Genomic DNA, 9,111 nt, shown 5'->3' with positions numbered 1-9,111 from the left:
ACGCTCGAGGAACGGCGCAGGATCGAACGCTGGCGCCATGCCAGGGTGTCCGTGAACGAGATGGCGCGGGTATTGCAGCGTCACCGCTCGACCATCTTCCGCGAGCTCAGGCGCAACCATTTCCAGGATCCCTGCATGCCGAAGGTCGTGGGCTACTTCGCCATGACCGCGCAGCCGAGAACAGCGGCCAGCATCCTCGATGCCGAGGTCGGACACCTTGCCTGACGAAAGGGGCGCGCCGCGAAGCCCGCCCCTCTTTGCCGACTTCTACACCAGATGCTGGCCGAAGAATGCCTGCAGCCGGTCGAATGGGATGATGTCGATCTGGTCATAGAGATCGACATGATCGGCGCCGTCGATGATCAGCAGTTCCTTGGGCTCGGCGGCGGCGGCATGGGCATCCTCGCTGAAATAGCGCGAATGCGCCTCGGAGCCTGCGATCAGCAGCATCGGCCGCGGCGCGATCTCGTCAACATAGCTCATGAGCGGCATGTTCATGAAGGACAGCGGGTTGGTCACCGTCCAGCCGCCATTCGAGTTCACCGAGCGGGGATGGTAGCCGCGATCCGTCTTGTAATAGGCGTGATACATCTGGATCACCGGGTTATCGATGCCGTCGAGGCTGTCGGGCAGACCGCCTGCCATCGCCGGAGCGCCGCTCTCCGCATCGTCCCAACGCTGTCGGCTCAGCCGTTCGAGGGTGGCGGCCCGGTCCTCGTCGCTCAGGCTGTCGTAATAGCCCTTCGCCATGACGCGCGACATGTCGTACATGCTGGTCGTCGCGACCGCCCTCACGCGCTTGTCGGCGGCCACCGCATTCAGTGCCATGCCGCCGAAGCCGCAGATCCCGATGATGCCGATCCGCTCACGGTCGACCGCCTCGTGCAGCCCGAGATAATCCACCGCGGCCATGAAATCCTCGGTGTTGATGTCGGGCGAGGCCACGTCGCGCACCGCGCCGCCGCTCTCGCCGACGAAGGACGGATCGAAGGCCAGGGTGATGAAGCCGCGCTCGGCCATGGTCTGGGCATAGAGCCCGGCCGACTGCTCCTTGACCGCGCCGAAGGGGCCTGCGACGGCGATGGCGGGCAGCGGTGTGCCGTCGCGCTCCGCAGGCATGTAGAGATCACCCGCGAGTGGCACGCCGTAGCGGTTGGTGAAGGACACCTTCCGATGCGTGACGGCATCGCTTTGCGGGAAGGTCTTGTCCCAGCCGGTTTCCTGCGCAGTTGCAGGCCCCGCAATGAGCGAGGCGGCGCCGAGCGCGGCGAGGCCGCTGCCGGCAGCCACCAGCAGGTCGCGGCGGGTGGTATCGAGGATATGGTCGTTGCGTGACATTGGTCGGATTCCATCTTGTTGGGGAGGGAGGAATTGGCCCGGCGCACCGGGCCGGGATGCGCCCGTCGCGATCCTTGATCAGACGGTGAGCATGGTCTTGATGGCGCGGCGTTCATCCATCGCGGCATAGCCCTCGGCCACCCGTTCCAGCGGCAGGGTCTGGTCGAAGACCCGGCCCGGCGCGATCTCGCCCCTGAGCACCCGGCCCATCAGGTCGGGCAGGTAGCGGCGCACCGGGGCCGGGCCGCCGAACAGCCGCTTCTGGGCGAAGAACAGCCCCTCGCCGGTGAAGTTGACCTCGTGCGGGACGCCGACGAAGCCCACCGCGCCACCGGGGCGGCAGACGCCCATCGCCTGGTCCATCGACTGCTGGAGGCCGACGCATTCCAGCACCGCGTCGGCGCCGATGCCGTCGGTGATCTCCATCACCTCGCCGATCCCCTCCTCGCCGCGCGCGGCGACGATGTGGGTGGCGCCGTAATCGCGCGCCAGCTTCTGGCGGCTTTCGTGACGGCTCATGGCGATGATCCGCTCGGCGCCCATCAGCTTCGCCGACAGCACCCCCATCAGCCCGACAGCGCCGTCGCCGACGACCACCGCGGTCGAGCCCTCGCGCACGCCCGCGGCCTCGGCGGCGTACCAGCCGGTGCCGAGCACGTCCGACACCGCCAGCATGTGCGGAATCTGCTCGCTTGTCGGCATCTCTTCGGTCGCGACCAGCGTGCCGTCGGCCAGCGGCACGCGAGCATAGGGCGCCTGCGCGCCGGTCATGAACTCACGCTGCTCGCAGGAAGAGGGATAGCCGAAGCTGCAATGCGGACAGGTATTGTCGGAAAGCACAAAGGAGCCGACGACGAACTGGCCGGGCCGGACGTTGCGGACCTCCGATCCGACCTCGACCACCACGCCGCAATATTCGTGGCCCATATGCATCGGCTGCTCGAACGGCCCCTCGCTGCGATAGGGCCAGAGGTCCGAGCCGCAGATGCAGGTGGCCGAGAGCTGGATGATGGCGTCGGTGGGTTTCAGGATCTTCGGGTCCTCGATGCGCTCGAAGCGGACGTCGCCGGGGCCGTGCATGACGGTTGCGTGCATGGGAAAACTCCTTGTGTCAGCTCTGGAGGGTAAGCCGCAGCGGATGGGTGCCGCGCACCAGCAGGGGCGCGAGGCCACCCTCGATCCGGCCCAGCCGGATCAGGTCGCCGCGGTATCGGTAATCGTCATGGAAGAAGGCGAGGTTGCCCCAGCCCAGGAAATAGCACAGGTCGCCGGGCGCCTCGTCGTCGAACGCCACATGCCCGCCCTCGTCGAGCCGACGCGGCAGATGCGCGATCTTCTCGTTGGTCGAGAAATCCTCGATCACCAACTCGAGCGGCAGCATCGACACGAGATCGCGCGTAGTGGCGTGGTTATCGAGCACATAAGTGAAATCCTGATCGGCAAAGCGGCAACGAAGGCGCATCGCATCCTCCCCCGATATGGCCAGCCCAACGCGCGGCAGCGCCAGCCCGGCAGGAATCGCGCCCAACGCGGCACGGCGTGTCATGCGGTTCATGTCGTGAGTTCCATGTGACGCCAGGCGAGAACCGCCAGGCCCGAAGATCCCAGCAGCATCAGCCCAGCGAGACCGAAGGCGCCCCACCAGCCGATGCCGTCGAAGACGAGCCCGCCCAGGGCCGCGCCCAGCGTGATCGCGGCCTGGATGACCGCGACCTGCAGCCCGCCGCCGGCCTCGGCATCTTCGCCCATCATCCGCGCCAGCCACGTGCCCCAGCCGACCGGCGCAGCGGTGCCGAAGAAGCCCCAGGCGAAGAGCAGCGCGGCCACGGCGACCGGCGCATCGGCGAAGGCGATCAGCGCCGCGGCCAGCCCGGCCATCACCAGCGGGATCGCGATCAGGATCGAGAACAGTCGGCGGTCCAGCAGACGGCTGATCCACCATGTGCCGGCGATCCCGGCCGCGCCGAGCGCGAGAAAGCCCAGCGACAGCTGCAGCACCGACCAGCCGGCGACGTGTTGCAGGAACGGGCGCAGATAGGTGAACAGCGCGAACTGCCCAGCGAACAGCATCAGGATCGCCGCCATGCCGAGCCGCACCTGCGGCCGGGCCAGCAGCCGCAGCGGGCCGGGCTGCGCCGCGCGCCTGCGCGGCGGCAGCGACGGCAGGGCGCGCCACTGCCAGGCCAGCGCCGCGAGCGCCAGCGGCACCACCGCGAAGAACGCGCCGCGCCAGCCAACCAGATCGCCGAGAAACGCGCCCAGCGGCGCGGCCACCGTCGCCGCCACCGCGTTGCCCGCGTTCAGGAGCGCCAGACCGCGCGGCACATCCGCCTCGGGCAGAAGCCGCATCACGATCGCGGTCGACATCGACCAGAAGCCGCCGACCGCGACGCCGAGGAGCGCCCGCCCGGCCATCAGCGTCACCGCCTCTGGCGCGAAGGTGACGATCAGCCCCGACAGCGCGAGCAGCAGCGCGAAGCCCGACAGCACCAGCCGCCGGTCGACGCCGCGCGTGGCCCGCGCCACTGTCAGGCTGGTCAGCACCGCGAACAACCCCGAGATCGCGATCGTCTGCCCCGCCTGCCCCTCGCTCAGCCCCAGATCGGCGGCGATCGGCGTCAGCAGGCTGACCGGCAGGAACTCCGAGGCAATTAGCGCCGAGACGCAGAGCGTCATCGCGCCGACCGCGCCCCAGGCGGCGGGGGCGGCTCGCGACAGGCCGGTGTCGGGTATGGCAGTCATGGGCGGGCTCCTCGTGGCATGCGAGGGAGGTAGCATTGGCCGCGCCATCCGATTAGCCCCGGCAATTCGCTTGCATTGATCGACCAGAGCGATAGATCTTCGCCATGCCCCGCCCCGATCTCAACGACCTGCTGTGGTTCCTCGCCGTCGCCGAGGAGCGCAGCTTCACCCGCGCCGCCGCCCGGATCGGCGTCGCGCAATCGACGCTGAGCCACCGGATCAAGCGGCTGGAGACGCGGATGGGCTTGCCGCTCTTGCACCGCACAACCCGCTCGGTCGCGCCGACCGAGGCGGGCGCGCGGCTGGTGGCCTCGCTCAGCCCGCGCATGGCCGAGATCGAGGCCGAGATCGAATCCCTGAGCGAGCTGCGCGACAGCCCCGCCGGCACGGTGCGCCTGACGCTGTCGGACCATGCCTTCGACTGGCTGGTCTGGCCGCGCCTGCGCGAGGTGCTGGCCCGCCACCCCGACATCCGGGTCGAGTTCTTCCTCGACAACGGCTTCCGCGACATCGTCGGCGAGGGTTTCGACGCCGGCATCCGGCTGGGCGAGAGCGTCGAGAAGGACATGGTGGCGATGCGGATCGGGCCGGACTGGCGGCTGGTGGTGTTGGCCTCACCGGCCTATTTCGCGACCCATCCCGCCCCCGAGAACCCCGAGGAACTGATCGGGCATCGCTGCATCAACCACCGCCACCAGGCGACGGGCGGCACCTACCCTTGGGAGTTCGAAAAGGATGGCCGGGCGCTGCGCGTGCGAGTCGAGGGGCCGCTGGCGTTCAACTCCTCGCGGCCGATGATCGACGCGGCGCTGAACGGCCACGGACTGGCCTTCGTCCCCGAGGATCTCGCCCGCCCGCATCTCGACGCGGGCAGTCTCGTGCAGGTGCTCGACGACTGGACCCCGGCCTTCGAGGGCTACCACATCTACTACCCCGACCGCCGCCGCACATTGCCGGCCTTCCGCACCGTGCTCGACGCGCTCAGATATCGTGGAAGGTAAGGGAAAGCAGGGGAGGACTCCTGCCCTCCCCTGCATGCGTCACTCGACGACGCAGTCGAAGCTGTCGGCGCTATCGGGATCGTCGGCCCCGTCGCGCATTCGGGCAAAGGCGGGGTATTCGCACATCGGCCGACTGCGGCCCGCCGTCTCGGTGGCGGCATCGGTGGAAATCAACCCCTCGGGCGGGGTACCCTCCTCGACCCATGCTTCGAGTGCTTCAAGGGAATTCCAACGCATCTGGAATGCGCCGGAGCCATGGCCGAAGCCCGGTACCAGCCAGAACCGCATTAAGTCCCGAACCTCCTCTTCCCCATGCTCGGCGACCACACGCTCATACCAGTCGACCGTGTTGCCGTAGGGAATGGCAAAATCGGTGATGCCGTGCATCAAGAGGATCTTACCACCCTGCTCTACGAAGGGGCTGAGATCGGCCGAGACAGCATCGAGTTTCTCTGAAACCTCGGTGATCCGGGCCGCATGCTGCGTTGGATCGAAGCTCAACGTCTCTGCCTCTTCGTCCTGAAGAATCGCATAGCGGATCAGCGGATCGGCCAGCACAGCGAGACCAAAATTTTCGACCGGCGTCGGCGGATTGGATGGCTCGGGCGAGCTGCCCATGCCCCAGAGCCCGTAGAGATCGGCGCCGAGATAAATGGGCCATTCGGAGAAGCCTTCCGCACCACCCTGCAGGGGCGGTGTCTCGGTGCGGCTGGCCAGCACCTCGAGCGCCGCGATCTGGGCGTCGCCGAAGCACTGGCCCTCCACCGGTGCGCCATTCTCGCAGCGCAGAGTTTCGATGTCGAAGACCGATTGGCAGCCGGCGATGTTCGAGACGAGCCCGTCTTCCGCGCCGTCCAGCGCATCGCATCTCTCCATTACCGCGGCATTGAGGCGTTCCACGTCGGCGGGTGAGAGGTAGGCACCTGGTTGATAGAAGGCTTGGGCCGCCCGAATGCCCGAAAGCTGCAACCCGACGAAGGGATTGGCCGGATGAATGACGATCGCGCCGTCGTAGTCGTTGGGCCAGCGTTCGACAGCGATCATCGCCTCGTGGCCGCCCTGCGAACTGCCCTGGAAATAGACCTGCTCCGGCGCGGCGCCCTCGTAAAAGGCGGCGATCACCGTCATCGCCACGTCGTATGTCTTCTTCAGCTGTTCGCCGCCGTAATTTCGGAGGGCTTCGTCGTTGAGCAGGAAGCGGCCGTCGAGACCGCTCGACTGATGACCGGAATCGCTGCCCCAAGTCGCGTAGCCGCGCTCCACCGGTGTCGCCGCATCCTCAGGGTTGAATTTCACCGGGTCCAACCCGGTAACCAGCGCACCGTTGTAACCACCGCCGCCGTAATGTAGCCCCTTGCGGTTCCAATCATAGGGGAGGTTCACCTGGAAGTTGATATCCGGCGCCTCTGGATCGACCGGATCGATAGCCCCCTTCACCTCGCAATAGGTCACCGGCTCGCTGCGCATTACGGCGGTCGCCACGTCGGCACCACCGCTTGGCAGGCCGATCTTCTCCGGCGCGATCGCCAAGCCACGCAGCCCTTCGCAGCGGGCCGCATCGGGCGTCTCTTGCGCCAGAAGCGCCATGGGTGCGGCGCTGGCCGCAAGGGCGATCAGGATCAGTCTCATCGTTCGGTCTCCTCCTTGGGCCGGATATGTCGGGCCGGCTCTCCTCCACGGAAAGGCTGACCCGATCGGCGGCCCAAGGAAATGGACGGAACAATTTACTTATGGGATTATCCGATCATTGCCGGGGCCGCGTTGCGCCACCGATCAGACCGAGCGCTTCGAGATGAAAGTCGAGATTCCCAACTACGACCTCTACGGCGAGTTTCTTTCCGGGCGCCGGATAGACCCTTTGCATCATGAACCATTGCGGGATCGCAGCAGTCGGCACGGCTGGCGCATCCGCCCGCACCGCCATGAACGGCTGGCTCAGATCTTCGCGATCCGCAGCCCGAATGCCGATATTCGCTTAGGGGAACTGGACTTTCAGAACCAGGCTCCGGTGGTCCTTCTGGCCCCTCCGGGGGTGATCCACGGCTTCGGCTTCACGGCGGAAGTTGCCGGCGATGTCGTCAGCTTTGATGCCGGCCAACCGGGTGTCGGTGCGGTCCCGGCGCATCCCATGGCATTGCAGGACGGACCGGCCTGTGACGCCATAAATGTCCTGATGGATCAATTGCGACGCGCGACGAGCGCTTACGGCATGGGCCGCGAGCAAGTCCTTCTGGGATTGCTGCGATTGATGCTGGCCTATCTTGCAGCCGAGGGCGGCCCTCTGCCGGAGCCGCATGACGCCCGGAGATTGACGGACGAGCCAACGCGGGCGGAGCGGCATGTCCGCGCCTTCTGCGCATTGATCGAGCAGCACTTCGCTTCACCGATGGGCGTGCAGGACTACGCGCAGGGTCTCGGCCTTTCCACTCCGCATCTGACACGGCTCTGCAATCGCCACCTCGGCACCACGCCTAACATGCTTCTTCGGATGCGCCGGATCGCCGAGGCCCGGAGACTGCTCGAGTTCACCCGCCATCCGATCGGAGAAGTCGCTCTCCGCTCGGGTTTTCTGGATGCCGGCTATTTCGCTCGAAGCTTTCGTGCCGCCACCGGCAGTAGCGCCAGCACCTATCGGCGGGGTCGCGCGAAGCATCCATGAGATAACGCGGAGTTATATCCGTTTCTCGCCAGGGATAGGCTACTTGGTATCATCCCGGCTAAGCCCTTCGCACGCGCTTATGGCGCAAAGCCTCATCGGGGAAATCTTGTGAAGGGAAGAGAACGACCATGAAGATCGCGCGATTTGAAAAGGACGGACGTATCGGCGTTGGCGTGGTGGATGCCGAGGCCGGGCGTATCCATCCCTTCGACCAGGATTTTGACGACGTCGTTGACCTGATCCGGTTGACCGCCTCGGGACTTGGCCTCGCGACCCCGGGGGGCGAAACGGTGGCGCTCGACAAGGTACGGCTGCTTGCGCCAGTCGTGCCGGATCGCAACATCTTTTGCGTGGGCAAGAACTATCACGCCCATGCGCGGGAATTTTCGAACAGCGGCTTCGAGGCGGGTGCCGTAAAGGGCAAGGAAATCGACGAGTATCCGGCGATTTTCAGCAAGCCCCCCAGCACCGTCATCGCGCATGGCGACACCGTCGAAATGCATCCCGAGGCAACGCAGGCGGTCGACTACGAGGCCGAATTGGCGGTGATCATCGGCAAGCCCGGCCGCAACATCCCCGAAGCCCGCGGAATGGAGCATGTCTGGGGCTATACCATCGTCAACGACGTCACCGCGCGAGACCGGCAGAAGAACCACAAGCAGTGGCTGGCGGGTAAGGGTCTGGACACCTTCTGCCCGATGGGACCTTGGATGGTCACGGCGGATGAACTCGACGCCGGGAACATCGACATCGAATGCCATGTCAATGGCGAACTGCGACAGAAGGCCAATACCGCCGATCTGATCTTCAAGATCCCCGCCCTGATTGCGGCGATTTCCGCCGGGCTCACGCTGAAGGCGGGAGACGTCATCGCCACTGGCACACCTGCAGGCGTGGGCATCGGCTTCACCCCTCCGAAATTCCTCAAGGCGGGCGACAGGGTCGACGTAACCATCTCGGGGATCGGCACGCTCAGCAATCCTTTCGGCTGAGCGCAGCCGGGGCCCGGCGCCGTCCTCCCACGGTGCCGGGCCAAAGCGCGTCATGCGATCAGTCTTCAGACGTATGGAATGTGAGCCATTCGGTTCTTATCACTCTGCCCTTATCCGACATCCCCGAAGACAAATCTGAGAGAGTTGGACTCGAGACCTTGCCGGAAGAATGCATTGATCTTGCAGCAAAGGACGAGAGCGTCCATGCGCAGCCGAACAAGGGCGACGACCGATAGTTCCGGCCGAACTGCATGTACCGGCAGCACGGTGAAAGGATCGGTGTCGGCGGCCAGCATCTCAAGAACGAGCTTGAAGCACAAAAGCGATCGAGGCCATCAACGCCAAGTTAGCCTTCCCAAACGCGACCTTGGGCATCGAC

General features: G+C 65.9%; 8 protein-coding genes and 1 pseudogene. 4 read left to right on the top strand and 5 right to left on the bottom strand.

All coding sequences use genetic code 11. The annotated features are described in order from the left end of the window. Nucleotides 1–174: pseudogene (locus tag FHS00_RS13370) on the top strand (helix-turn-helix domain-containing protein); the annotation flags it as partial. Between the two features lie 93 nt (nucleotides 175–267). Here the strand turns inward: FHS00_RS13370 and FHS00_RS13365 are convergent. The 4 genes from FHS00_RS13365 to FHS00_RS13350 form a co-directional block, all read right to left on the bottom strand. Further along, nucleotides 268–1,338 carry an alpha/beta hydrolase gene (locus FHS00_RS13365; protein WP_183474579.1) on the bottom strand — a complete coding sequence of 357 codons (1,071 nt, stop codon included), beginning with the start codon at nucleotides 1,336–1,338 and terminating at the stop codon, nucleotides 268–270. 78 nt (nucleotides 1,339–1,416) lie between these two features. After that, a complete protein-coding gene (locus FHS00_RS13360) occupies nucleotides 1,417–2,433 on the bottom strand; it encodes a zinc-dependent alcohol dehydrogenase family protein (protein ID WP_183474578.1) in 1,017 nt (338 codons plus the stop codon). Nucleotides 2,434–2,449: 16 nt separating this feature from the next. Then, nucleotides 2,450–2,893: a cyclophilin-like fold protein gene (locus FHS00_RS13355; protein WP_246391326.1), complete on the bottom strand. Its 444-nt coding sequence runs from the start codon at nucleotides 2,891–2,893 to the stop codon at nucleotides 2,450–2,452. After that, nucleotides 2,890–4,080, bottom strand: coding sequence for an MFS transporter (locus FHS00_RS13350; protein WP_183474577.1), 1,191 nt, complete (start codon nucleotides 4,078–4,080; stop codon nucleotides 2,890–2,892). Before FHS00_RS13350 ends, FHS00_RS13355 begins: the two co-directional genes overlap by 4 nt. Nucleotides 4,081–4,184: 104 nt before the next feature. Between FHS00_RS13350 and FHS00_RS13345 the strand changes: the two genes are divergently transcribed. Next, complete coding sequence (locus FHS00_RS13345; protein ID WP_183474576.1) at nucleotides 4,185–5,081, top strand: LysR family transcriptional regulator; 897 nt, start codon at nucleotides 4,185–4,187, stop codon at nucleotides 5,079–5,081. Between the two features lie 39 nt (nucleotides 5,082–5,120). On the opposite strand, the gene FHS00_RS13340 is transcribed toward FHS00_RS13345, so the two are convergent. Further along, on the bottom strand, nucleotides 5,121–6,710 hold the full coding sequence (locus tag FHS00_RS13340; RefSeq protein ID WP_183474575.1) for a tannase/feruloyl esterase family alpha/beta hydrolase: 1,590 nt from the start codon (nucleotides 6,708–6,710) through the stop codon (nucleotides 5,121–5,123). 163 nt (nucleotides 6,711–6,873) lie between these two features. Between FHS00_RS13340 and FHS00_RS13335 the strand changes: the two genes are divergently transcribed. Further along, complete coding sequence (locus FHS00_RS13335) at nucleotides 6,874–7,740, top strand: helix-turn-helix domain-containing protein (protein ID WP_183474574.1); 867 nt, start codon at nucleotides 6,874–6,876, stop codon at nucleotides 7,738–7,740. A 128-nt stretch (nucleotides 7,741–7,868) separates the two neighbouring features. Then, a complete protein-coding gene (locus tag FHS00_RS13330; RefSeq protein ID WP_183474573.1) occupies nucleotides 7,869–8,732 on the top strand; it encodes a fumarylacetoacetate hydrolase family protein in 864 nt (287 codons plus the stop codon). The last annotated feature ends 379 nt before the right edge of the window (nucleotides 8,733–9,111 follow it).

Origin of the sequence: Limimaricola variabilis (assembly GCF_014195545.1) — a bacterium.
In the GTDB taxonomy this organism is placed as follows: Bacteria; Pseudomonadota; Alphaproteobacteria; order Rhodobacterales; family Rhodobacteraceae; genus Limimaricola; species Limimaricola variabilis.
The sequence above is the reverse complement of the archived record's forward strand: the minus strand, read 5'-3'. Positions and strand labels throughout refer to the sequence as shown.